The following is a 22,989-nucleotide window of genomic DNA, read 5'->3' on the forward strand; positions in this document are numbered from 1 at the left end:
AACCCTAACGGTCGGTTAATGGGTGCCGATCGGGACGAAGGACGCGTTATGACCGTCAGCCTGATGCAAGAGACGCCGGAAACCGCCCGGCCCGTCTTCACCGTTTATGAAGGCGAGTTCGACGCTCTGCCCGAAGCCGCGCAGGCCTGGGCGAAGACGGTCCGCTTCGGCGGCGAGGCGGGCAGCGTGCTGATCGTGCCGGGCGAGGGCGGTGCGGCGTCGGCTGCGGTGCTGGGGCTCGGCAGAAAGGCAGGGGCGAGGGGAAGCGCGGAGCGCCGTGCGCTCCTCGCCGGAGCGCTGGCCGAGAAACTGCCGGAGGGCGACTGGCGGATCGATGGCGAGGCGCTGCCGGGCGATCTGGCGCTCCTGGCTCTGAAGCTCGGCGGCTATGCCTTCGACCGTTACCGCCCCGCCAAGGCCGCCGGCCAGAAGGGCGCCGCCCGCGTTGCAGCGCCGGCCGGCGCCGCGATCGCCGAAGCCGAGCGCATCGCCGGCGGCGTGTTCCTCGCGCGCGACCTCATCAACACGCCGACCAACGACATGGGGCCTGCGGACCTCGAAGCGGCGGTGCGCCGTCTGGGGGAGGCGTTCGGCGCGCGCGTTTCGGCGATCGTCGGCGATGCGCTCATCGAGCAGAACTTCCCGATGATCCACGCCGTCGGCCGCGCCAGCGCGACCGCGCCGCGGCTGATCGATCTCAGCTGGGGCGCCGAAGACGCGCCGAAGGTGACGCTGGTCGGCAAGGGCGTCTGCTTCGATACCGGCGGGCTCGACATCAAGCCGTCCTCCGGCATGCTCCTGATGAAGAAGGACATGGGCGGGGCTGCCAACGTGCTCGGCCTTGCCCACATGATCATGGCGAGCGGCCTGAAGGTGAGGCTGCGGGTGCTCATCCCGGCGGTCGAGAATTCGATCTCCGGCGCGGCCTTCCGGCCGAGCGACATCCTCACCAGCCGCAAGGGCAAGACCGTCGAGATCGGCAACACCGACGCGGAGGGCCGTCTGGTGCTCGCCGATGCGATGGCGCTCGCCGACGAGGAGGCGCCGGAACTGATGATCGACATGGCGACGCTGACGGGCGCTGCGCGCGTCGCGATGGGCCCCGACGTTCCGCCCTTCTACTGCGACGACGAGACATTTGCCGCCGACCTGGCGCAATCGAGCCTTGCCGTCGCCGATCCCGTCTGGCGCCTGCCGCTCTGGCAGCCCTATGCCGCCAACCTCGCCTCGAAGATCGCCGACACCAACAACGTCACCTCGGACGGCTTCGCCGGCTCGATCACCGCCGCGCTGTTCCTGCAGGGCTTCGTCGAAAATGCGGCATGCTGGGCGCATTTCGACATCTATGGCTGGCGGCCGAAGCCGAGCCCGATCGGCCCGGTCGGCGGCGAGGCGCAGGCCATCCGCGCGCTCTACCACGTCCTCAAGGCGCGCTATCCCGCCTGATTTCCGGCGTAAGCCGCCAGCTCTCTCTGGACTGCGAGCCGATCCGCATGACCGACGATACGCTTGATCCCCGCGTCAACGCCTTCCGCGACGACCTCGCCGACATCCGCCTCGAGGGGCAGGTGGCGGCTGGCTGCTTCGTCGCGGGAGAGGCACGGCGCGTCATCCGCCCGGTGGCGCCGCTTCGCCGCCGTCCGGGGCAGGACGCGCCGCTCGACACCGAACTCCTGTTCGGAGAGACGGTGATCGTGTTCGAGACGGGGGAGGCGGGATGGTCCTGGGTTCAGGCCGACCGCGACGCCTATGTCGGCTATGTGCCGACGGACGCGCTCGGGCCCCGCGGCGACCGGCCGCCGACCCATGTCGTCGCCGTGCCGCGCACCCTGGTCTTTCCGGCCCCGGACATCAAGCGGCCGCCGCTCCACGACCTGCCGATGGGGGCGCTGGTGACGGTGACGGGCGCCGCCGAGGACCACAACGCGCGCTATGCCCGGATCGCGCCGGCCGGCTGCATCGTCGAACAGCACCTGACGCCGGTCGCGACGCCGGTGCCCGACTTCGTGGCGGTCGCCGAGCGGTTCCTGGGGGTGCCCTATCTCTGGGGCGGGCGCACGGCGAACGGCATCGACTGCACGGGCCTCACGCAGATCAGCCTGATGATGGCCGGCATCGCGGCGCCGCGCGACAGCGACATGCAGGCCCGCGACCTCGGCACGCGGCTCGCCGGGATCGAGGCGCTGCAGCGTGGCGATCTCGTCTTCTGGAAGGGCCATGTCGGCATCATGCTGGACGGCCAGCGGCTCCTCCACGCGAACGCCTTCCACATGATGACGGCGATCGAGCCGCTCGACGCCGCCATCGCGCGGATCGAGAAGAAGGGCTCTTCCGTCACCAGCATTCGCCGGCTCGGCGCTGCGGGCGAATGAGGCTCCGGACGCGGACGGCCGGTTCGCGCGGCTTTCCTCCGTAGGGGTCCGGCCGAGGGCGATCGAAGCTTGCCCTATTATGGCTCGCCCTCGCGTGCCATGGACACCTCCTGCGGCGAGACGATTCGCCATCCTTCCGTTGTTCGAGTGACGAGAGACCGATCATGCGCGCCCTCCTTCCGACCGCCGCCCTTGCCCTTCTGTCCGGCCTTGCCGGCTGCGTTTCGACGCAGCCCGGCCCGGATTCGGTGAATCTCGTGAAGTCCCAGTCGGCGCTGTCGGAATGCCGCTACATCACCACCGTCTACGGCAACGAGGCTGCCTCGCCCGAGAGCGCCGGCAACCCCGATGCGCCGATCCAGGACATGCGCAGGGCGACGGCGGCGCTCGGCGGCAACACGCTCTATGTCGGCGCGACAGCCGCGCCAACGTCCGCCACGGGACCGGCAACGGCCGCACGGCCCGCGCCTCGCACGCAGGGCGATGCCTATCACTGCTGATGGTCGAATACCCGGCGCCGACCGGGCCCTCCGGCGCGGGTTCAACCGGAAGTACCGCCGAACGAGTTGCGCGCACAGATTCGGATTAGCGTCGACCGGGCTCGGTGCGCTTTCCGTCCGCGGCAGACAATGCCTGCATCATCGGATCCGGCTTAGGAGACGCTCCTTCACCGGCCGACGCATCGCCGATCGCCGCGGTCCCGCGGCCGGATAGCTTCGAGCGCGGAGATGCGCCGGTGATGTCGCCATCCGGCCGCTGCCGATAGGATTCGGGACGGGGTACATGGAAGCTCGACCCTTTTGCGCCGGATTTGCCGATTATGACCGGCACAACGCGTAGGTTGTGGTGTGATGTGGCCGGCCGTGGGCTGCGATTCATCGTTGCCGCCGTGCAACATACGGGTTCATTCGCTTGACACTTGCTGTCCATGGCTACACTGGATCGGCTGGTTCGGCTTTACTCCGGATAGAGTTTGACGATGGGAAATTCGATGAAGGCCTGGATCCGGCGATCAGACATTGTTGTCCGGGATCTCGCTCTGCTCGCGGTCGGGATCGGCGCGATGGCGCTGCTCGTCTCTGTCTTGCATGCCTAGGGCTATAGGCGCTGGCGCTTATGAGCGCCTGCTTCGCGCTGCCGCGCAGCATCCCCGCCATCCATCCGGCACGTCGTCGTGGATCGCGGCGGCGGGCGGACAATAAACTCTGCTGTGAGTTTAAAGTCGGCGGACTCGGTGCTCGCTGCCGTGGCTTTGGCGGCTCTTGCGACTGGGCAGCCGCGGCTCGCAGCGAAGCGGCGTGAGGTTGCGCGGTGGCGGCCTCGTCGACCGAGAGAATGCCTTCGCCGCGATCATCCACCCGTCAGGAAGGGCGAGATGATGTCGATGCCCTTGGGGCATTATTCCGAAACTATCCGGGTGTTGCCGTCCGAAGTTCGCAGGGACTGCCGGAAAGGCGATCCTTGCGACCTTCAAGGCTGTTCTCTGCCAGCTTCCGGAGCCGCGGTGGCTGCCGTGGCTAGAACTGCCGGCGCCTTTGGGCCGAATGTGTCCGGAGCATGGGAAATATCGTGCCGCCTCGGTACCGGGCTCCCGACGCGGCGGGCAGGCCGCTTGTTGCAGGCATTCATGCGGCAATGCTGCCTGGGTTGGGTGGACACCGAGCCGCGGGCGGCTCGTCTATCCAAACGCTTTGAAGGCCACCAGCGTGAACGTATCGGCGACGCCGTCGATGACCTGCAGGCGCTGCGTGACGAAGTGTCCGATGTCCTGGTCGTCCGGCAGATAGAACTTGGCGATCAGGTCGTAGTGGCCGGAGGTGGAGAACACCTCGGAGATCTGCTCGACCTCCTGCACGAGTTCGTCGGCGACCTTGTAGGCCGCACCCGGCCGGCACTTGAACTGGACGAAGATCGTCTGCATCGCATGGCTCCTGCCGCATCGGCGCGGCGCATGAATCCGTTTGAGGGTCCGCGGACCGTTTCAGGCCGCGCGGCCCGCCGTCAAGATCGCGACGAGCTCGCTCTGAGGATCGGCAAGGTCGTCGACGACGTCGAAATGATGGCGCCCCGGCCGCTCGATCGCCCGCGTCCCGACGCCGAAGCCGTGCCAGACGTTCGCGAGCAGCGTGTTCTGGCGCCGGAACTCGGGAAGTTCGGCGCCGCCGACGAGGCAGGTGATGTCAATTGCGGCCCGCGGTTCGAGCAGCGCCGGACTTTCGGCGCGGGCGGTCCCGGCATCGAGGCGCAGGACCGCGTTCATGCCGGTCCGCATGATCGGGCGAAGATCGTGGCAGCCGCTGATCGACACCGCGCGGTCGATGCGCCCGGCTGTCTCGGCTGCGATCGGCGCGTCGACGCAGAGCATGCGCGAGACCAGGTGGCCGCCGGCGGAATGGCCGGAGAGGCGGATCGGCCCTGCGATCCGCTTCGCGATCCGGTCGAGGAAGGAGCCGATCTCGCGAGTGATGTCCGGGATCGTCGTCTCCGGACAGAGCGTATATTCCGGCAGTGCCACGGCGAAGCCGCGGGCGAGGGGGCCGGCCGCGAAATGCGACCAGTTGCCGATCTCCTGGCTCTTCCAATAGCCGCCATGGACGAAGACGACGAGACCGACCGGCTCGGCCTCCGGCAGGAACAGGTCGTAGTGCTCGCGCGGCTGATCGCCGTAGGAAACGCCGAGTTCGGCCCGGCCGGCGGCGGAGAGCCTGTCGCGGAAGGCGCCGGCCTCGGCCTGCCAGCGCGGCAGATAGGTCTCGGCGCCGGCAATCGACCCGCTGTTGTCATAGGCAGTGTCGTAGTCACGGATCGGTTCCCCGCCGGTCCAGATCACGTCGAAGTCCATGCGCAGCTTTCCCTTCGAGAAATCAACTTCGGCCACAGGCGGCGGCCGCAGTCGCCGACTTAACAGAACGTCCGGATGCCCGGCAGTCCGCCGGCTCCCGCGCTGGCACCATTTCCGATCGTCCGGTGCGGCGCAATGCACGACGGCTCGCCTGACCGAGCCCGAGGGGAGGACCGCGATTCCGCCGGCTGCGGCCAGAGCCTCAGCTTCGACAAGACGATCAGGTCGACCGACGCGACCGGATCGCGCCGCCTGACGCGGCCAAGACGCAACGCCGGCCGCGCCCCACGATACCCGTCTTTCGGAACTCATTGGCGGGACATGTGTTTTTCTCCCGAACAAAACATCACGGTGCAACACGACAGGGCCGTGCAGGACGAGACGTCGAGGCGACCGCACTCGGGCGCCATGACGTCTCGCTTTGCCGACCCCGATTTGCCCAAGAGAAGGACGGACATCATGCCGAGCATCAAGCAATCCAAGATCGCCATTCTCGCCACCGACGGCTTCGAGCAGGTGGAACTCACCGGGCCGCTGGAAAAGCTGAAGGAGGCGGGCGCCGAGGTGCATGTCATCTCGACCAAGGCCGGCTCGATCAAGGGCTGGGACCAGGACCACTGGGACAAGGATATTCCCGTCGACAAGCAGCTTTCCGAGGTGCGCGTCACCGATTACGACGCGCTGGTGCTGCCGGGCGGCCAGATCAATCCGGACAAGCTGCGCGCCGACCCGAAGGTGGTCAGCTTCGTGCGCGAGTTCTTCAACTCCAAGAAGCCGCTTGCTGCGATCTGCCATGCGCCGTGGCTGCTGATCGAGGCCGGCATCGTGCGCGGCCGCGACATCACCTCCTTCAATTCGATCAAGACCGACGTGAAGAACGCCGGCGGCAACTGGATGGACAAGGAAGTGGTGGTGCACGAGGCGCTGATCACCTCCCGCAATCCCGGGGACATCCCGGCCTTCGTCTCCAAGATCATCGAGGAGGTCGAGGAAGGCCGCCACGAGGACCGCAAGGTCGCCTGATCGGGCATCGGTCGGTTTGGATGCAGGGTCGGCGCCGAAAGGCGCCGGCCCTTTTTCGTGGGCGCAACCGAGCGCCACGCGGACGCCTGCGACGCCGCAGCAGCCGATCGTGCCACCGGGCGAAGCGGCCGATCCCGCAGCACGTTGCCCAAAATCTTCGCATTCCGTCGGGGGAAGCCGCGCTGCGGACGTCTGCAAAGCCTCCGATCACGGCACTTCGGCGATTGGCACGGTCATTGCATGCAATCTTGTCGACGCCCCTCGGGCTTCTTCAAACGGAGCATGCGACATGACCTTCCTGCCAATGACGCGCCGCCGCTTTCTGATGACGGGCGCCGCCCTGGGCGCCCTGCCGCTCGTGTCGCGCGTTTCGCCGGCCGCCGCGGCGAGCCTGACCGCGGGCTTCATCTATGTCGGCCCGCGCGACGACTTCGGCTACAACCAGAGCCATGCCGAGGGCGCTGCGGCGATCAAGGACATGCCCGGCCTGACGATCACCGAGGAGGAGAACGTCCCGGAGAGCGACGCCGTCGTGAAGACGATGGAATCGATGATCCAGCTCGACGGCGCCTCGCTGCTCTTCCCGACCTCCTTCGGCTATTACAGCCCCTTCGTCGTCGACACGGCGAAGCAGTACCCGGACGTCCAGTTCCGTCATTGCGGCGGCCTCTGGACCCCCAAGGACCCGGCGAACGCCGGTTCCTATTTCGGCTATATCGGCACGGCGCAGTACATCTGCGGCATCGTCGCCGGCCACATGACCAAATCGAAGAAGCTCGGTTTCGTCGCGGCCAAGCCCATCCCGCAGGTGCTGATGAACATCAACGCCTATACGCTGGGCGCAAAGAGCGTCGACCCGTCGATCCAGACGCAGGTGATCTTCACCGGCGACTGGGCGATGCCGGTGAAGGAGGCGGAGGCCGTCAACGCGCTGGTCGACCAGGGCGCCGACGTCCTCACCTGCCATGTCGACAGCCCCAAGGTCTTCGTGCAGACGGCTGCCGGCCGCGGCGCCTATGTCACCGGCTACCACACCAGCCAAGCGCCGCTCGCCCCGCAGAAGTATCTCACCGGCGCCGAATGGCACTGGGCGACGATCTACAAGATGTTCGCCGAGAAGGCGCTGAAGGGTGAGACGCTGCCGAACTTCGTGCGCGGCGGCCTGGCCGAGGACTTCGTCAAGATCAGCCCCTATGGGCCGGCCGTCACCGACGCTGCCAGGAAGCAGGCCGACAGCGTGAAGGCCGAGGTGATGAAGGGCGACTACGCCGTCATCAAGGGCCCGCTGAAGGACAACAAGGGCAACATCGTCGTTGCCGCCGGCAAGGCCTATCCCGAGACCGCGATCGAGCTCGAGAAGATGGACTACCTCATCGAGGGCGTCATCGGCTCGACGTCGTGAGGTGGCGATGAGCGAGATCCAGCAAGCCGCTCCGATCATCCGGGGTCTGCCGCGTCCGCTCATCGGCGAGACGGCCGGCCGCCGTCTCGAAGCCGTGCTGATCCCGATCCTCGCGCTGATCGCGGGGCTCGGCCTCTTCGGCGTGTTCATCGCGCTGGTCGGCAAGTCGCCGGAGGACTTCTACTACCTCGTCTATCGCGGCGGCTTCGGCACCTGGTTCTCGCTCCAGAACACGATGACGCGCACCGCGCCGCTGCTCCTCACCGCGCTCTGCGTCGCGCTGCCGGCGCAGCTCGGCCTCGTCGTCATCGGCGGGGAGGGTGCGTTCGTCCTCGGCGGTCTCGCGGCGGCGGCGGTGGGCACTTGGCTTGCCGGCGCGCCGGCCGCCGTTGGGATCATCGCCATGGCGCTCGCCGGCATGGCGCTCGGGGGCCTGTGGATCGGCATCGTCGGGGCGCTGCGGCACTATCGCGGCGTCAACGAGACGATCTCCAGCCTGCTGATGGCCTATATCGCCATCGCGCTGATGCAGCATTTCGTCGAGGGGCCGCTGCGCGATCCCGCCAGCCTCAACAAGCCGTCGACGACGCCGCTGCCGACCGCCTTCCGGGTCGGCGACATGCCGGGGATGGACGTGCATTGGGGATTTGCCATCGGCGTCCTCGCCTGCCTCGTCGCCGGCTTCGTCCTGTCGCGCACGACGTTCGGATTCGCGGCCCGCATCGCCGGCGGCAATGCCCGCGCCGCCGCGGTGCAGGGTCTGCCCGTCGGCCGGCTGATCCTCGCCTTCACCGCTGCGGCCGGCGCCGCGGCCGGCCTCGCCGGCATGATCGACGTCGCAGCGGTGCAAGGGTCGGCCAACGCCTCGCTGATCGCCGGCTACGGCTATACCGGCATTCTCATCGCCTTCCTCGCGCGGCAGAACCCGATCGCCATCATCCCGATGGCGCTGCTGATCGGCGGCATCGAGGCGGCCGGCGGGCTCGTCCAGCGGCGCATGGACCTGCCGGATGCGACTGTGCTCGTCCTGCAGGGCATTCTGTTCGTCGCGATCCTGGTGTCCGAGACCCTGTCCGGCCGCCTCCTGCCGGCGCTCGGCCCGACGCGGGGAGGCGCGAAATGAGCGCTGACCTCGGCCTCTGGGCGGTGCCGCTCGCCGTCCTCGGCGGCATGCTCCGCGTCTCGACGCCGTTCCTCTTCGTCAGCCTCGGCGAATGCGTGACGGAGAAGTCCGGCCGCATCAATCTCGGCCTCGAGGGCACGCTCGTCTTCGGCGCCATGGCCGGCTATGGCGGCTCGCTCATCACCGGATCGCCCTGGCTCGGCGTGCTGGTCGCCGGTCTCGCCGGAGTCCTTTTCGGCCTGATGCACGGCCTCCTCTGCTCGCTGCCGCGGGTGAACGACATCGCGGTCGGCATCGCGATGATGCTGCTCGGCACCGGCGTCGCCTTCTTCTTCGGCAAGCCGCTGATCCAGCCGGCGGCGCCGATGCTGCCGGCGATCCCGTTCGGCGCCTGGTCGTCCCTGCCGCAGCTGCGCTCGGCGCTGGAGGTCTCGCCGCTGTTCCTGATCGGCATCGTGGTCGCGGCGCTGCTCGCCTTCATGTTCAAGCGCACGCGGCTCGGCCTCGTCATCCGCATGGTCGGCGACAGCGCCGATGCGGCCCGCGCCATGGGCTATTCGATCCTGCCGGTGCGGATCGGCGCGACCGCCTTCGGCGGCTTCATGGCGGGCGTCGCGGGGGCCTATCTCTCGCTCTACTATCCCGGCTCCTGGAACGAGCACATCTCGTCCGGCCAAGGGCTGATCGCGGTGGCGCTGGTGATCTTCGCGCGCTGGAACCCCTTCGCCTGCTTCGGCGCGGCGCTGCTCTTCGGCGGGGCCGGGGCGCTCGGGCCGGCGCTGCAGTCGGTGGGCGTGACGGAGGGCTACTACCTCTTCTACGCCGCGCCGTACGTCCTCACCCTCGTCATCCTGTTCTTCACCTCCTCGCGGAACCGCGCGCTGGAAGGCGCGCCGCGCGAGCTGTCGATCACAAAATAGGAGAGGTCTCGCCATGAACGGATTGGGCGGACTGAACAAATCGCCGAACGGCGTCGTCATCGGCTGCGTGCAGCTGCAGTTGCCGACCGTCGCGACGATGGCCGACCTGAAGGCGCAGACCGAGAAGATCGTCTGGATGGTCGGCAAGGCCCGGCGGAACATGGCGACGATGGACCTCGTCGTCTTCCCCGAATATTCGCTGCACGGCCTGTCGATGGACATCAATCCGGAGATCATGTGCCGGCTCGACGGGCCGGAGGTGGCTGCGTTCAAACAGGCCTGTGTCGATAACAGGATCTGGGGCTGCTTCTCGATCATGGAGCTGAACCCCGGCGGCATGCCCTACAACACCGGGCTCGTCATCAACGACGCCGGCGAGATCGTCCTCAACTATCGCAAGCTCCATCCCTGGGTGCCGGTCGAGCCCTGGGAGCCCGGCGACCGCGGCATCCCCGTGATCGACGGACCGAACGGCTGCAAGCTGGCGCTGATCATCTGCCATGACGGCATGTTTCCGGAGATGGCCCGCGAATGCGCCTACAAGGGCGCGGAGATCATGCTGCGGACCGCCGGATACACCGCGCCGATCCGGAACTCCTGGCGCTTCACCAACCAGGCCAACGCCTTCCAGAACCTGATGATCACCGCGAATGTCTGCATGTGCGGCTCGGACGGCTCGTTCGATTCCATGGGCGAGGGCATGATCGTCGACTTCGACGGCACCGTCATCGCCCACGGCACGACCGGCCGCGCCGACGAGATCATCACCGCCGAAGTGCGCCCGGACCTGGTGCGCGAGGCGCGCATCGGCTGGGGCGTCGAGAACAACATCTACCAGCTCGGCCATCGCGGCTATGTCGCGGTGAAGGGCGGCGCGCAGGACTGCCCCTACACCTTCATGCACGACATGGTGGCGGGCAAATACCGCGTGCCGTGGGAGGATGAAGTCAAGGTCACCGACGGCACCTCCTGCGGTTTTCCGGCGCCGACGCGGGTGTTCGGGGAGCGCTTCAAGGACGCGGCGGAGTGATGGGGATGGTGGCCTTGCTTCAGGAAGTGGCGGCCGGCGCGCCCCCCTCTGTCCTGCCGGACATCTCCCCCACGCGGGGGGAGATCGGCAGCTTTGGCGGCAGCCTCCCGACCTCCGACCTCTTTGCCGAAAGCGACGCTGGCGATTGGCCGATGGCTTTCGCGCGAGATCGATCTCCCCCCTCGCGGGGGAGATGCCCGGAAGGGCAGAGGGGGGCGCATCGGGGCGCCGGCCCGAACCAGTCTCGAACCGATGCGAAGCGAGGACCCCGCCAATGACCGCCACCCTCGACGAGCGTATCGATGCCGCCTTCGTGCTGGGCGGGCGCACGGTCGCATCCGACCCCTATCCCTGGCCGTTCGACGGCGATCTCAGGCCCGAGAACACCGCCATCGTCGTTATCGACATGCAGGTCGATTTCTGCGCGCCCGGCGGCTACGTCGACTCCATGGGCTACGACCTGTCCAACACGCGGGCACCGATCGAACCCATCGCGAAACTCCTCGACGTGGCGCGGGCGAAGGACTTCACCATCATCCACACCCGCGAGGGCCACAAGCCGGATCTCTCCGACCTTCCCGCCAACAAGCGCTGGCGCTCGCAGCGGATCGGCGCGGGCATCGGCGACCAGGGACCGTGCGGGCGCATCCTGGTGCGCGGCGAGCCGGGCTGGGAGATCATTCCGGAGCTGCAGCCGCTGCCGGGCGAGGCGATCATCGACAAGCCGGGCAAGGGCTCCTTCCTCGCCACCGACTTTGACCTCGTCTTGCAGACGAAGCGCATCCGCAACATCGTCCTGACCGGGGTCACCACCGATGTCTGCGTCCACACCACCATGCGCGACGCCAACGACCGCGGCTACGAGTGCCTCCTGCTCTCCGATTGCACCGGGGCGACCAAGATGGAGAACCACCTCGCCGCGCTCGACATGGTCAAGATGCAGGGCGGCGTGTTCGGCGCGGTGGCGACGAGCGACGCCTTCATTGCGGCGATCTCCTGATGCGGCAGGCAAAAGTCCACCGGATCGCGACGCGGGCGCCGGACGACGTGTCGGGGCTCCAGGCGATGATCGGCGACGGGCGGATCGATCCGGCGGGGATCGTCGCGATCCTCGGCAAGACCGAGGGCAATGGCTGCGTCAACGACTTCACCCGCGCCTTCGCCGTTTCGGCGCTGAAGGCGGCGCTGTCGGCGCATCTTCCGCCCGACGCCGTCGCCGGCATCGCGACCGTCATGTCCGGCGGCACCGAGGGTGCGCTGTCGCCGCACCTGATCGTCCTCGAACGCGGCTCCGCGACCACCTCCGACGGTCCGGCCCTCGCCATCGGCTGTGCCCATACCGGCGATCTGGCGCCGGAACATCTCGGCCGCATGGCCGAGGTCTGGATGGTGGCGGAGGGCGTCGCCAAGGCGATGCACGATGCCGGCATCGAGGATCCCGCCGACGTCCACTTCGTCCAGATCAAGTGCCCGCTTCTGACTGCCGAGCGGATCGCGGAAGCGGAAGCGCGCGGCGAGACCGTCGCGACGCGCGACACGCTGAAGTCGATGGGCCTTGCCCGCGGCGCCTCGGCCCTCGGCGTTGCGCTGGCGCTCGGCGAGATCGAAGCGCATGCGATGAGCGACGCGATCATCGGCCGCGACACCAGCCTGTGGTCGGGCCGCGCCAGCACCTCGGCGGGTGTCGAGCTGATGAACCACGAGATCGTCGTTCTCGGCATGAGCAAGGCCTGGTCCGGCCCGCTCGTCGTCGACCATGCCGTCATGGCGGATGCGATCGACATCCTGCCGGTTCGCGACGCGCTGCGGCGCCTCGGCTTTGCGGCCGACGGCCAGCTGACGCCGGCCGAGCGCGAGCGCCTCGTCGCGCTGCTCGCCAAGGCCGAGCCCGGCACCGCCGGCCGCCTGCGCGGTGCGCGCCACACCATGCTGGACGACAGCGACATCTCGGCCACCCGCCACGCCCGGGCCTTTGCCGGCGGCGCGCTCGCCGGTCTGACCGGCACGAGCGAACTCTTCGTGTCCGGCGGGGCCGAGCACCAGGGCCCCAACGGGGGCGGCCCTGTCGCCGTGATCGCCCGACGTCTGCCCCGTTCGCCGGAAGGAGACAGCTGATGTCCGCCGTCACGCCCTTGCATGATCCCGCCGACGGCCTGGAAGCCGCGCCGCCGCCTTCGAGAGACGATCACCGCGAACGACCGCTGCTGGAGGCGGTGGGCCTCACCAAGCGGTTCGGGTCCTTCACGGCACTCGATGACGTCTCCCTCTCGCTCCAGGCGGGCGAGTTCCACGCCCTCCTCGGCGAGAACGGCGCCGGCAAGTCGACGCTGGTGAAGTGCATCCTCGGCTACTACCACCCGGATGCCGGCGGCGTGATCCTCGACGGGCGCGAGCAGGCGATCGACAATCCGCGCGACGCCCGCCGGCTCGGCATCGGCATGGTCTATCAGCACTTCACCCTCGTGCCGGCGATGACCGTCCTCGAAAACCTGGTGATGTCCCGCGTCGACGTGCCCCGGCTGATCGACTGGAAGACAGAGCGCCGCGCGCTGACGGAGTTCCTGGCGACGATGCCGCTCAAGGTTCCGCTCGACACGCCGGTGGACCGGCTGTCGGCCGGCGAGCGGCAGAAGACCGAAATCCTGAAGCAGCTCTATCTCGGCTCGCGCATTCTCGTCCTCGACGAGCCGACTTCGGTGCTGACGCCGGACGAGGCGCGCGAGGTGCTCGGCTTCCTGCGCGCCCGCGCGTCCGAGACCGGCATGGCCGTGCTCCTCATCACCCACAAGTTCGCCGAGGTGACCGCCTTCTGCGACCGCGTCACGGTGCTGCGCCGCGGCGCCAAGGTCGGCGAGGGCAGGGTGGCGGACCTCTCGACGACGCAGATGGCGGCGATGATGATCGGCGAGCGCGAGCTCGCCGCGGTGCCGGACCGGGCGGCGATCGCCCGCAGCGTTCAGCCGGTCCTGTCCCTTCAGAATGTCCGCTCCGGCACCGCCGCGACGCGCGGGTCGGTCGCCATCGACCGGCTCGACGTTTTCGCCGGCGAGATTGTCGGCATCGCCGGCATTTCCGGCAACGGGCAGAAGCGGCTGGTCGACCTCTTCTCGGGCCAGGAACATCCGGACAGCGGCACGATCCGCGTCAAGGGCGAGCCCTACGATGCCAGCCGCCGGGCGGCGCAGGCGCTGAAGGTTCGCTGCCTGCCGGAGGAACCCTTGCGCAACGCCTGCGTCGGCCGGATGAGCGTCTCCGACAACCTCGCCTTCCGCTCCTTCGACCGCAACGCCGAGGGCGCGCCGATCCGGCTGCTCGACAAAAAGCGCATGCGCTCCGAGGCCGAGCGGATGATCGCGGCCTATTCGGTGAAGACGCAAGGCCCTTCCGCGCCGATCGCGACCTTGTCCGGCGGCAATGTCCAGCGCGCGGTGCTCGCTCGCGAACTCGGCGGCGAGGCCGACCTTCTGGTCGCCGCCAATCCGTGCTTCGGCCTCGACTTCGGAGCCGTCGCCGACATCCGGGCGCAGCTGATCGCGGCGCGCAACCGCGGCACGGCCGTGCTGCTGGTCTCCGAAGACCTCGACGAGATCGTCGCCCTGGCGGACCGCATCCTCGTCATGTTCGAGGGCCGCATCGTGTTCGAATGCGCGGGCGGCGAGACGGCGGACGTCCGGGAGATCGGCGCCCATATGGCCGGCCACTCGGCGGCGGAGACGATCGGGGAGATCGCCTGATGTCCCCGATCCCGGCCCGGCCCTTCGCCTTTCCGCTCGACCCCTCTCAGGTCGCGCTGATCGTCATCGACATGCAGCGCGACTTCCTGGAGCCCGGCGGCTTCGGCGCGTCGCTCGGCAACGACGTCTCCCTGCTGCAGGCGATCGTCCCGGCGACGGCACGGCTCATCGCGGGGTTCCGCGCCGCCGGCCGACCGGTGATCCACACGCGCGAATGCCACCGCGCCGACCTCTCCGACTGTCCGCCGGCCAAGCGCTCGCGCGGCGCGCCCGGCCTTCGCATCGGCGACACGGGGCCGATGGGCCGCATCCTGATCGCCGGCGAGCCGGGTGCGGAGATCGTGTCCGAGCTCGCTCCCCTGGAAGGCGAACTGGTGATCGACAAGCCCGGCAAGGGCGCCTTCTACGCCACCGATCTGGCGGATCATCTGGCGAGGCTCGATGTGACGCAGCTGGTCTTTGCCGGCGTGACGACGGAGGTCTGCGTGCAGACGACCATGCGCGAGGCGAACGATCGCGGCTACGAATGCCTGATCGCGGAGGACGCGACGGAGAGCTACTTCCCGGACTTCAAGCGGGCGACGATCGAGATGATCACCGCGCAAGGGGCGATCGTCGGATGTGCCGCGCCGGTCGGCGCGATCGTCGCCGGGCTCGGCGGAGCTGCGGGGACGAACGCGCCGCTCCTGGCGGCAGAGGCGTGACGGCGATGCCGCAGGTGTTTCCCGCGCTGCTCGGGCTGAACCTTGCCAACGCACCCTTCGAGCCCTTCCGCGACGGCGTCGAGATCGCCCATCTCTATCGCGCGGCGGAGGGCGCGGGTCCGGCGGTGGCGCTGCTGCGCTACGCCCCTGGCGCGTCCGTGCCGCTGCACGAGCACCTGGGGCTCGAGACGATCTGCGTCCTCATCGGTTCGCAGTCCGACGACAACGGCCTCTATCGCGCCGGCGACGTCGTCTTCAACGAGGCGGGCACGCGCCATCGCGTCTGGTCGGAGGAGGGCTGCATCGTGCTGATCTCCTGGGCGGCGCCGGTGCGGATCGTGGGGGAAGAAGGGTGAGGGCGCGTTCCCGCGAACGCCTCGCCCGTCGCGCCCCCCTCTGCCCTGCCGGGCATCTCCCCCACGAGGGGGGAGATCGATCTCGCGCGTGCGTCACGCTCGGCCGGCAGCGATCGAGGCTGACATCAACGTTCACGGGGCGGGAGCCGAAGCGGAAGCTGCTGATCTCCCCCCTCGCGGGGGAGATGGGCGGCAGCCCAGACGGGGGCGCGACGGGCGCCGTGTTCGACAGGACAGTGCCCCGGCCCGCAGTCCCTTATCGCGCCAAGAAGAACAATGCCTCGCGGAGGAAACCATGACCGAGCTGCCGACCATTCTCGACTTCCCCGGCCTGCGGGCCCTCTACGCCGGCGGCGCGAGTCCGGCGGACGTCGCGGCTGCGGTGGCGGACCGGCTGGAGACGGGTGACCCCGCTGCGTTCATCGCGAAGGTCTCGCGCGAGGAACTGATTGCCGCCGCCCAGGCCCTCATGGATCGTGCGCCGGACCCCTCCAGCCTGCCGCTCTGGGGCCTGCCCTTCGCTGTGAAGGACAATATCGACCTCGCGGGCGTTGCCACGACCGCCGGCTGCCCGGACTACGCCTACCTCCCTGGGAAAAGCGCCACCGTCGTCGAGCGCCTCCTCGCAGCCGGCGCGCTCTTCGTCGGCAAGACCAATCTCGATCAGTTCGCCACCGGGCTCAACGGCACCCGCTCGCCCTACGGCGCGCCGCGCTGCGTCTTCGATGAATCCTACGTCTCCGGTGGCTCCAGTTCCGGGTCTGCAGTGGCGGTCGCCGCCGGCTGCGCCGCCTTCGCGCTCGGGACTGACACGGCCGGCTCGGGCCGCGTGCCGGCCGCCTTCAACAACATCGTCGGCATCAAGCCGTCGCCCGGCCGCGTCTCCACGACCGGCGTCGTACCGGCCTGCCGCTCGATCGACGTCGTCACGGTCTTCGCCGCCAGCGTCGCCGACGGCGTGGCCGTGCGGCGGGTGGCGGAAGGCTTCGATCCTGCCGATGCCTATGCCCGCCGCTTCGGGGCCGTGACGTTGCCGGGGACACTGCGGCTCGGCGTGCCGGCGGAGGCGGAGCGCGAGTTCTACGGCAACGGCGCCTATCGCGCCCTCTACGAGGCGGCGATCGAGCGGGCGGCGAGCCTCGGCGCGACGATCGTGGCGTTCGACTATCGCCCGTTCCGTGAGGCGGCGGCGCTGCTCTACGAGGGGCCGTGGGTCGCCGAGCGGCTGGCGGCGATCCTTGAATTCCTCGACGCCAAGCCGGAGAGCGTCGAACCGACGGTGCGGCGGATCATCGAGGGCGCGCGCGGGATGAGCGCCGTCGACGCCTTCCGGGGCGTCTACCGCCTGGAGGAACTGCGCCGGCAGGCCGAGGCCGAATGGGCGAAGGTCGACGCGCTGCTGCTGCCGACCTCGCCGGACATCCAGACGGTGGAGGCGATGCTCGCCGATCCGTTGGCGCTCAACGCCCGCTTCGGCCGCTTCACCAACTTCGCCAACTTCTTCGGCTGCGCGGCGATCGCCGTGCCGGCGGGCTTCACGGATGCGGGACCGCCCTTCGGCGTCCAGCTCGTCGCTCCGCGCGACACTGACGACGCGCTGGCCGCATTCGCGTCCGAGATGCACGAAGCGGCCGGTTGCGGCGCCGGCCTCGCGCGCGGTTTCCGGCCACCGCGGGTGGAAAGGAGCCGTTCAGCCAGCCGCATCGAAATCGCCGTCGTCGGCGCGCATCTGACCGGCATGCCGCTGAACCACGAATTGACCGATCGCGGCGGCGTGCTCTTGCGCAACGATCGCACCGCTCCGGACTATCGCCTGCATGCGCTGGGCACGACGCCGGCGAAGCCGGGCCTGATGCGTGAGCCGGGCTTTGCCGGACCGGGAATCGCGGTCGAGATCTGGTCGCTCGATCCCGCGGCCTTCGGCGATTTCGTCGCGACGATCCCGCAGCCCCTCGGGATCGGCCGGCTGACGCTGGCGGATGGAAGCGCCGTCTGCGGCTTTCTCTGCGAGCCGGCAGGGCTCGCCGGCGCCCGCGACATCACCGCCTTCGGTGGCTGGCGGGCGTATTGCCAATCTGCGGTCGCAGCCGCTTGACCCTTCAGGCGACCCGGCTATGAGCGAGCGAGTGAGCAAGCGCACGCAGACGGACATGATTCGCGAGACCCTGGCCGACCGGATCGTGCATGGGTTCCTGCGGCCGGGCGAGCCGATGGACGAGACGTCCATCGCCGCCGAATTCGGCGTGTCGCGCACGCCGGTGCGCGAGGCGCTGCGGCAGCTGGAGGCCAACGGCCTCGCGCTGTCGCGCCCGCATCGCGGCGCCGTCGTCACCAAGCTGACCGAGCGCGAGCTCGACGATACCTTCGTGGTCATGGCCGAGCTGGAGGCGCTGTGCGCCCGACTCTGCGCCACCACCATGGCCGGCGCCGAACTCGACGCCTTCGCGCTCCTGCATCACGAGGGGGCAGCGCACGCCGCGGACAACGACATCGAAGCTTATCGCGCTCACAACGAGCGCTTCCACAACGCCATCTATGCCGGCTCGCACAACCCGTTCCTGGAGCGGACGACACTGTCGGTCCGCCGGCGGCTGGCGCCCTTCCGGAACCTTCAGTTCGAGGCCTTCCATCGGCCCGACGCCTCGCATCGTGAGCACGGGCTGATCGTGTCGGCGATCATCGCCGGCGACGGCGAGGAGGCCGCGGCGACGATGCGCCGGCATATCCTGACCGTCCGCAAGGCGGTGGACACGGTCCAGCCGCACACGGAGGGTTGAGCCTGTCCGGGCAGAGGCGGCCGAAGGGCGGCCTTTTCCTCCCCCGAGGGGAGAAGTGCCGGCAGGCGATGAGGGGAGAGCGGTCCGCCAGCAGGGTTCCGGTGGTGCCTCTGCTGCCACTCCTCCACCGCGAGCGCCATCGCCCCGCCGCTCTGCGGCCACCCTCTCCCCGTGGGGAGAGGAAAGGCGCCTCCCTCGGCTACGCCTCGTCCTTGTGAAAGCGCTGATAATCCCCCGCCAGCTCCTTCAGCCCTTCCCGGTACGTCGGGTAGCGGAAGGCGTAGCCGGCGTCCTTGATCTTCGCGTTCGAGACCCGCTTGTTCTCGCCGTAGAACGAGCGCGCCATCGGCGACAGCTCGGCTTCGTCGAACGCCACCTCCGGCGGCGGTTCGACGCCGGCCAGCTCCGCCGCATGAGCGACGACATCCTGCGGCGGGGCGGGTTCGTCGTCGGTGACGTTGAAGACGCCGCCGAGACGCTTCTCGGCGAGCAGCGTCAGCGCGCCGGCGATGTCGTCGACATGGATTCGGTTGAACACCTGGCCGGGCTTCACCAGCCGCTTGGCGGTGCCCTTGGCAAGGTTGACGAAGCCGTTGCGGCCGGGACCGTAGATGCCGGAGAGGCGCAGGATCGCCAGCGGCACGCCGCGGGTCTCGGCGAGCGCCTGCCAGCCGTTCTCTGCCGCGACGCGCCCCTTGGAGCGCTCGGAGGCGGGCCTCAGTTCGCTCGTCTCGTCGACCCAGTCGCCGTCATGTTCGCCATAGACCCCGACGGTCGAGAGATAGCCGATCCATTCGAGGTTCGGGCTGCCATGGCCGATTTCGTCGGCATACCAGCGCAGCACCGGATCGCCCGGCGCGGCGTTGGCGCCGCCGACCGAGGCGCCCTTCGGCGCGGGATGGCCAGGCGGCACCGAAACGAGGAGATGCGTCGCGCGGTAGAGCGTCGAGGCGATGCCGTCGCAGGGATGCGCGCCGTCGAACACGAAGGGCTTCAGCCCGTGCGTTGCGAGCGACACCGCCTTGTCGGCCGTCCGCACGGTCGTCCCGACGATGTCGTGCGGGTCGCGCGTTTCGGCAAACCGACCAGCGGAATAGCCGTGCCCGAAGATGAAGAACTTGAGATCGGTCATGCGCCGAAACGCGGCAGGCGCCAGGCCGGCCCGACCAGTTCGTCGACCTCGAGGCGCCCAATCCTGAGCCGGCCGATCTCCGCCTCGCCGATGCGCGCCCGACCGACCGACAGGCGGCCGATCGCGAAGGCGCCGACGGCCACCGCGCCGACCGCGGCGGCCCCGAGAGCGAGCGCGCCGACGGCGCCGAGCCCGAGTGCGGCCGAACCCGCGGAGACATCGGGCCTGAGCGAGCCGGAATGGCTCTGCAGCTGATAGAGCGCGCGGCGCGCCTTCGCCTCGATCGTCTCCGCCGGCGGCTCCGGCAGCGTCGCGGCCGGCTCGCCGATCGCGCCGGCGCGCGCCTCTGCCGGTTCAGTCTTCGCTCGTCTCCAGGCCATGCCATTCGCTCCCGACCAGAGGATCCGTCTCACTATCAAGCGCGGCGGCGCGCCGTTGCAAGGCGCCGGCCGGATCGAGACGCGACAGCGCCCAAACCGCCATCGCCCGCACCAGCGGCGCCGGGTCCTGAAGCAGCGTCTCGACATGGGGCAGGAGGCCCGGATCGCCCGAATTGCCGGCCGCGATCAGGCAGTTGGAGACGAACTTGTCGCGGCCGATCCGCTTGATCGGCGAGCCCGAGAACAGCGTCCGGAATGCCGCATCGTCGAGCGCCAGGAGATCGGCAAGGCGCGGCGCCTTCAGCTCCTCGCGCGCGACGAGCTTGGCCTCCTGCGCCTCGCGCGCGAACTTGTTCCACGGGCAGACCGCCAGGCAGTCGTCGCAGCCATAGATGCGGTTGCCCATCGCCTGCCGGAACTCGCGCGGGATGACCGCTCGGGTCTCGATCGTGAGGTAGGAGATGCAGCGCCGCGCATCCAGCTGGTAGGGCTGCGGGAAGGCATTCGTCGGACAGACGTCCTGGCAGGCGCGGCAGGAGCCGCAGAGATCGCGGGCGGGCGTGTCCGGCGCAAGGTCGAGCGTCGTGAAGATCGAGCCGAGGAACAGCCAGGAGCCATGCTCGCGGCTGACGAGGTTGGTGTGTTTGCCCTGCCAGCCGAGCCCCGCCATCGCGCCGAGCGGCTTTTCCATCACCGGCGCCGTGTCGACGAACACCTTCACGTCCGGCTGCCCGAGGCCGGCCTGGCGGGCCCGGGCAACGATCCGGCCGGCGAGTTCCTTCAGCCTGCCCTTGATGACGTCGTGATAGTCGCGGTGCCGGGCATAGACCGAGATCGCGCCGCGGTCGGGGCGCTGCAGGACCGCCAGCGGGTCCTCGTCTGGCCCGTAGTTCATGCCGAGGACGACGATCGAGCGGACCTGAGGCCACAGCGCCCTGGCCGAACGGCGGCGTTCGGCAGTCTCGGGCATCCAGCCCATCGTCCCGTGCCGCCCCGCCGCGATGAAGTCGACCAGCCTGTCGCCCGCCGTCACATCGCCTTCGCCGGGCGCGATGCCGACGGCGGAAAAGCCGAGACGAGCGGCATCGGCGGCGATGAAGGATTTCAGGCTGGCGGTGTCGTCGGGCATGGCCGCGATATGGCGACGACGGGCGCCCCGCGCATCCCGCCGCTGCGCGCCCGCCTCAGAAATCCAGTTCGGCGTATTGCGAGGAGGGCGGCAGGCCGCGCACGCGCTCGCCGAGCAGCGGGCGGAAGGACGGCCGGGACTTCAGCCGCATGTACCAGTCCTTGACCGCGGGTTCCGCGTCCCAAGCGACTTCGCCGATATAGTCGAGCGCCGAGAGTGCCGCAGCGGCCGAGATGTCGGCATAGGACAGGCGCGGCCCGGCGAGCCAGTCGCGGCTCTCCGCCAGCCAGCCGAGATAGCGCAGGTGATGCTTGAGGTTCGCCCGCGCCGCCCGGATCGCCGACGCGTCGGGCGGGCCGCCGCCCTCGTCGGGCTTCATGTCGAGCTTGAAGACGCGCTCGCGGATCAGATAGCGCGTCACCTCCGAATCGAGCTTGTGGAGGAACCACTCGGTCAGCCGCCGTGCCTCCGCGCGCTCGATCGGCTTTTCCGACATCAGCCGCTTGTCGCGCTGGAAGGCGCCGCGGGTCTCGTCGAGATACTCGCCGATGACGATGCCGCCGATGATCGCCGGCCCGTTGTCCTCGATCAGTACGGGCAGGGTGGCGGCCGGGTTCAGCGCCAGGAATTCGGCCCGCCGCTGCCACGGACGTTCCTCCACCAGCTCGCAGCGTTCGCCATATTCACCCAGCACAAGCCGTATGAAACGGGAGGCGGCGGACATCGGATGGTGGTGGAGCTTCAGCATTCAATCGGGCTGGATGTTGCAAGAGGCATCGGGGCGACACGCCTCTTTGTGACGTGGCGGTGCTCGTCGCCGGAAAGCGCCGCGCACCGCCGCTTGCTCGGACGATCGCAGAATTTCGTCAACGAAGTGCGAACGCGTGTTCTGCATGCGAGGGCAGGGACATAGCAGGCTGCGACAGCCTGACAAGTGGCTTGCCTCGGCCCCGAAATTGCCGCAGGGGATCGCGCGCGCGGCAGGCGATCGCTCGCCCGGAACGGCGCTTCAGCCTTGGGCCAGCCTTCGGGAGCAAGAAGGCCGCGCTTGTCAGGAGAAAGGCCTTCCATGGACATCGGGGCATATGTCGACGCCACGATCCTCGGCATCGTCGAGGGGTTGACCGAGTTCATCCCGGTGTCGTCGACCGGACACCTGCTGCTCATGGACCAGCTTCTCGGCTTCCGTTCGACCGGCCACGTCTTCGAGATCGTCATCCAGCTGGGCGCGATCCTGGCCATCCTGCTCGTGTATTTCGGCCGGCTGTGGCAGCTCTTCATCACGCTGCCGACCAGCGGCCGAAGCCGGCACTTCGTCGCCGGGCTGATCATCGCCTTCCTGCCGGCGGCGGTGATCGGCGTTCTCGCGCACGACTTCATCAAGCGCGTCCTGTTCGAATCGCCGATGGTCATCTGCATCGCGCTGGTCGTCGGCGGGATCCTGCTCCTGATCATCGACAAGGTGCCGCGCAAGGTGCGCTTCGACGACGTCATGAAGTATCCGCTGCCGCTGTGCCTGAAGATCGGCTTCTTCCAGTGCCTGGCGATGATCCCCGGCACATCGCGATCGGGCGCGACCATCGCCGGCGCGCTTCTGATGGGAACCGACAAGCGCTCGGCGGCCGAGTTCTCCTTCTTCCTGGCGATCCCGACGATGATCGGGGCGACCGCCTACGACCTGTTCAAGAACCGGCATGCGCTGTCGACGGACGATCTCGGCCTGATCGCGGTCGGCTTCGTCATGGCCTTCATCTCGGCGCTGTTCGTCGTGCGCACGCTGCTCGACTTCGTGTCGCGGCGCGGCTTCGCCGTCTTCGCCTGGTGGCGCATCGTCGTCGGGACGATCGGCATCATCCTGCTGGTGACGGTTGCGCCGGCGGAGCCGGTGCGTTCGGAGCAGCCGGTCCAGGCGACGGATGGCGCGGGCGCGCCAGTCGCGGGGCCGGCGACGGAAGGCAAGGAAGGCCGCCTGCCGCATCAGCGCTGACGGCATCAAGGCTCGGCCAGTGCCGAGCCTCCGGATCGCGGCGGCGAGCCCGCGAAGGCGCTCGCCGCTTCCGGATGA

The 22,989-nt window shown here is 69.0% G+C and carries 22 protein-coding genes; 16 read left to right on the forward strand and 6 right to left on the reverse strand.

Annotated features, from left to right (window positions below; all coding sequences use genetic code 11):
- The first annotated feature begins 48 nt into the window (after nt 1–48).
- The 3 genes from AB5S17_RS02220 to AB5S17_RS02230 all read left to right on the forward strand — a co-directional run bounded on the left by AB5S17_RS02220 (nt 49) and on the right by AB5S17_RS02230 (nt 2,872).
- Nucleotides 49–1,446, forward strand: a complete 1,398-nt coding sequence (locus tag AB5S17_RS02220) for a M17 family metallopeptidase (protein WP_369235665.1) — start codon at nt 49–51, stop codon at nt 1,444–1,446.
- A gap of 47 nt (nt 1,447–1,493) precedes the next feature.
- Nucleotides 1,494–2,372 (forward strand): C40 family peptidase, encoded by an 879-nt coding sequence (locus tag AB5S17_RS02225; protein ID WP_369235667.1) that lies wholly within the window; start codon nt 1,494–1,496, stop codon nt 2,370–2,372.
- Nucleotides 2,373–2,536: 164 nt separating this feature from the next.
- Nucleotides 2,537–2,872, forward strand: a complete 336-nt coding sequence (locus tag AB5S17_RS02230; RefSeq protein ID WP_369235669.1) for a DUF4156 domain-containing protein — start codon at nt 2,537–2,539, stop codon at nt 2,870–2,872.
- A 1,178-nt stretch (nt 2,873–4,050) separates the two neighbouring features.
- On the opposite strand, the gene AB5S17_RS02235 is transcribed toward AB5S17_RS02230, so the two are convergent.
- Both AB5S17_RS02235 and AB5S17_RS02240 read right to left on the reverse strand, forming a co-directional pair.
- The gene (locus AB5S17_RS02235; protein ID WP_369235671.1) at nt 4,051–4,293 is read right to left on the reverse strand and encodes an Lrp/AsnC family transcriptional regulator; all 243 of its coding nucleotides are present in this window, start codon (nt 4,291–4,293) and stop codon (nt 4,051–4,053) included.
- Between the two features lie 60 nt (nt 4,294–4,353).
- Entirely contained in the window at nt 4,354–5,214 is an 861-nt protein-coding gene (locus tag AB5S17_RS02240) for an alpha/beta hydrolase (RefSeq protein ID WP_369235673.1), read from the reverse strand.
- Between the two features lie 459 nt (nt 5,215–5,673).
- Here AB5S17_RS02240 and AB5S17_RS02245 point away from each other — a divergent pair, with 459 nt between their 5' ends.
- From AB5S17_RS02245 to AB5S17_RS02300, 12 genes are all read left to right on the forward strand, one after another.
- Nucleotides 5,674–6,237 carry a type 1 glutamine amidotransferase domain-containing protein gene (locus tag AB5S17_RS02245; protein WP_369235675.1) on the forward strand — a complete coding sequence of 188 codons (564 nt, stop codon included), beginning with the start codon at nt 5,674–5,676 and terminating at the stop codon, nt 6,235–6,237.
- A gap of 289 nt (nt 6,238–6,526) precedes the next feature.
- Nucleotides 6,527–7,639, forward strand: a complete 1,113-nt coding sequence (locus tag AB5S17_RS02250) for a BMP family ABC transporter substrate-binding protein (RefSeq protein WP_369235677.1) — start codon at nt 6,527–6,529, stop codon at nt 7,637–7,639.
- A 7-nt stretch (nt 7,640–7,646) separates the two neighbouring features.
- Nucleotides 7,647–8,762 carry an ABC transporter permease gene (locus AB5S17_RS02255; RefSeq protein WP_369235679.1) on the forward strand — a complete coding sequence of 372 codons (1,116 nt, stop codon included), beginning with the start codon at nt 7,647–7,649 and terminating at the stop codon, nt 8,760–8,762.
- On the forward strand, nt 8,759–9,682 hold the full coding sequence (locus AB5S17_RS02260) for an ABC transporter permease (protein WP_369235681.1): 924 nt from the start codon (nt 8,759–8,761) through the stop codon (nt 9,680–9,682). The genes AB5S17_RS02255 and AB5S17_RS02260 overlap by 4 nt, the downstream gene beginning before the upstream one ends.
- A gap of 13 nt (nt 9,683–9,695) precedes the next feature.
- Entirely contained in the window at nt 9,696–10,712 is a 1,017-nt protein-coding gene (locus tag AB5S17_RS02265; protein ID WP_369235683.1) for a formamidase, read from the forward strand.
- A gap of 316 nt (nt 10,713–11,028) precedes the next feature.
- A complete protein-coding gene (locus AB5S17_RS02270; protein ID WP_369236124.1) occupies nt 11,029–11,712 on the forward strand; it encodes a cysteine hydrolase family protein in 684 nt (227 codons plus the stop codon).
- Nucleotides 11,712–12,827 carry a ring-opening amidohydrolase gene (locus AB5S17_RS02275; RefSeq protein WP_369235685.1) on the forward strand — a complete coding sequence of 372 codons (1,116 nt, stop codon included), beginning with the start codon at nt 11,712–11,714 and terminating at the stop codon, nt 12,825–12,827. Before AB5S17_RS02270 ends, AB5S17_RS02275 begins: the two co-directional genes overlap by 1 nt.
- Nucleotides 12,827–14,446, forward strand: coding sequence for an ABC transporter ATP-binding protein (locus tag AB5S17_RS02280; protein WP_369235687.1), 1,620 nt, complete (start codon nt 12,827–12,829; stop codon nt 14,444–14,446). The genes AB5S17_RS02275 and AB5S17_RS02280 overlap by 1 nt, the downstream gene beginning before the upstream one ends.
- On the forward strand, nt 14,446–15,150 hold the full coding sequence (locus AB5S17_RS02285) for a cysteine hydrolase family protein (protein WP_369235689.1): 705 nt from the start codon (nt 14,446–14,448) through the stop codon (nt 15,148–15,150). Before AB5S17_RS02280 ends, AB5S17_RS02285 begins: the two co-directional genes overlap by 1 nt.
- Before the next feature lie 5 nt (nt 15,151–15,155).
- A complete protein-coding gene (locus AB5S17_RS02290; RefSeq protein ID WP_369236126.1) occupies nt 15,156–15,506 on the forward strand; it encodes a cupin domain-containing protein in 351 nt (116 codons plus the stop codon).
- A 295-nt stretch (nt 15,507–15,801) separates the two neighbouring features.
- Entirely contained in the window at nt 15,802–17,601 is a 1,800-nt protein-coding gene (atzF, locus tag AB5S17_RS02295; RefSeq protein ID WP_369235691.1) for an allophanate hydrolase, read from the forward strand.
- 31 nt (nt 17,602–17,632) lie between these two features.
- The gene (locus tag AB5S17_RS02300) at nt 17,633–18,283 is read left to right on the forward strand and encodes a GntR family transcriptional regulator (protein ID WP_369235693.1); all 651 of its coding nucleotides are present in this window, start codon (nt 17,633–17,635) and stop codon (nt 18,281–18,283) included.
- Between the two features lie 199 nt (nt 18,284–18,482).
- Here AB5S17_RS02300 and AB5S17_RS02305 read toward each other — a convergent pair whose 3' ends face one another.
- Genes AB5S17_RS02305 through AB5S17_RS02320 form a run of 4 tightly spaced genes read right to left on the reverse strand, consistent with a single transcriptional unit; the run spans nt 18,483 to nt 21,672 of the window.
- Nucleotides 18,483–19,415: an SDR family oxidoreductase gene (locus AB5S17_RS02305; protein WP_369235695.1), complete on the reverse strand. Its 933-nt coding sequence runs from the start codon at nt 19,413–19,415 to the stop codon at nt 18,483–18,485.
- Nucleotides 19,412–19,795 carry a hypothetical protein gene (locus AB5S17_RS02310; protein ID WP_369235697.1) on the reverse strand — a complete coding sequence of 128 codons (384 nt, stop codon included), beginning with the start codon at nt 19,793–19,795 and terminating at the stop codon, nt 19,412–19,414. Before AB5S17_RS02310 ends, AB5S17_RS02305 begins: the two co-directional genes overlap by 4 nt.
- Nucleotides 19,770–20,924, reverse strand: a complete 1,155-nt coding sequence (gene queG / locus AB5S17_RS02315) for a tRNA epoxyqueuosine(34) reductase QueG (protein ID WP_369235699.1) — start codon at nt 20,922–20,924, stop codon at nt 19,770–19,772. Before queG ends, AB5S17_RS02310 begins: the two co-directional genes overlap by 26 nt.
- 55 nt (nt 20,925–20,979) lie before the next feature.
- Nucleotides 20,980–21,672: a glutathione S-transferase family protein gene (locus AB5S17_RS02320; protein WP_369235701.1), complete on the reverse strand. Its 693-nt coding sequence runs from the start codon at nt 21,670–21,672 to the stop codon at nt 20,980–20,982.
- A gap of 321 nt (nt 21,673–21,993) precedes the next feature.
- Here AB5S17_RS02320 and AB5S17_RS02325 point away from each other — a divergent pair, with 321 nt between their 5' ends.
- Entirely contained in the window at nt 21,994–22,911 is a 918-nt protein-coding gene (locus AB5S17_RS02325) for an undecaprenyl-diphosphate phosphatase (RefSeq protein ID WP_369235703.1), read from the forward strand.
- The last annotated feature ends 78 nt before the right edge of the window (nt 22,912–22,989 follow it).

It is taken from the genome of Jiella sp. M17.18 (assembly GCF_041027365.1).
Taxonomy (GTDB): Bacteria; Pseudomonadota; Alphaproteobacteria; order Rhizobiales; family Rhizobiaceae; genus VKMB-3413.